Below are 738 nucleotides of genomic sequence, written 5' to 3'. Positions count from 1 at the left end.
CCCACCCCAGGACGATTCACTGAGTCTGTGAAGACTCTGTCCCAGTCGAGATCTTCGTGGAAGTTGCATGGCGTAAGCGATCTGTCTTGGAGACGGTCGAACATGTAACGGCCAGCCAGCACGTCGGGAGTTGGGCTGGTCGGCTTGCGTCGCAGGAGGCCGCGTCGGCGTTGGAGGTGGCGCGTGGTCTCTTCGTGGAAGGGCTTGTTGTGGCAGTCCTTGGGAGCGTGCATGTAGGGCAGGTCGGCGACCTTCCAGAGGACGTAGTCGGTGGGGCTGTCGAGCAGGATGGCCACTTCTCGATAGTGCCTGGCGTCTGCTGCTTGGGCTTCGATGAGGAGGGTGGTGGGGTCGATGTCGAGGGAGGCGAGTGTCGTCTTGAGCCAGGCCCAGTCATCGGTCGAGGTGGTGGCTTGGTTGATGAGGGTGGCGAGCGCTCGGGCGGGTCGGGGTAGGCGTCCTGGGGTGCCGGTGCCCATGAGTGCAATGGTCGGAATCTTGTTGATCATCTCGAGGCGTCTTCGGAGGGCCTCCTCGTTGGGGTAGTCCCGTAGGGCGTACATGATCGCGCGGTCGATGAGTTTGAGCAGGTCGTCGTTGTTGCGTGCGGTGGCTTCTAGTGCCTGGCTGCGGGCTGCTGGTTGGGACGCGCTCATGTTTGACGTGTCGGTACATGTGCTGCGGGACTGAATGCCGGTTTCTCGGGACGCGGATGCCGGGGTGAGTCCCCTGGAGTGG

The 738-nt window shown here is 62.9% G+C and carries 1 protein-coding gene; it reads right to left on the bottom strand.

The annotated features are described in order from the left end of the window. A partial coding sequence (locus A6V29_RS08180) for a hypothetical protein (protein WP_137159855.1) occupies positions 1–656 on the bottom strand: 656 nt, incomplete at its 3' end. Positions 657–738 lie beyond the last annotated feature (82 nt).

It is taken from the genome of Blastococcus sp. CCUG 61487, from assembly GCF_005222955.1.
Taxonomy (GTDB): domain Bacteria; phylum Actinomycetota; class Actinomycetes; order Mycobacteriales; family Geodermatophilaceae; genus Blastococcus.
The sequence above is the reverse complement of the archived record's forward strand: the minus strand, read 5'-3'. Positions and strand labels throughout refer to the sequence as shown.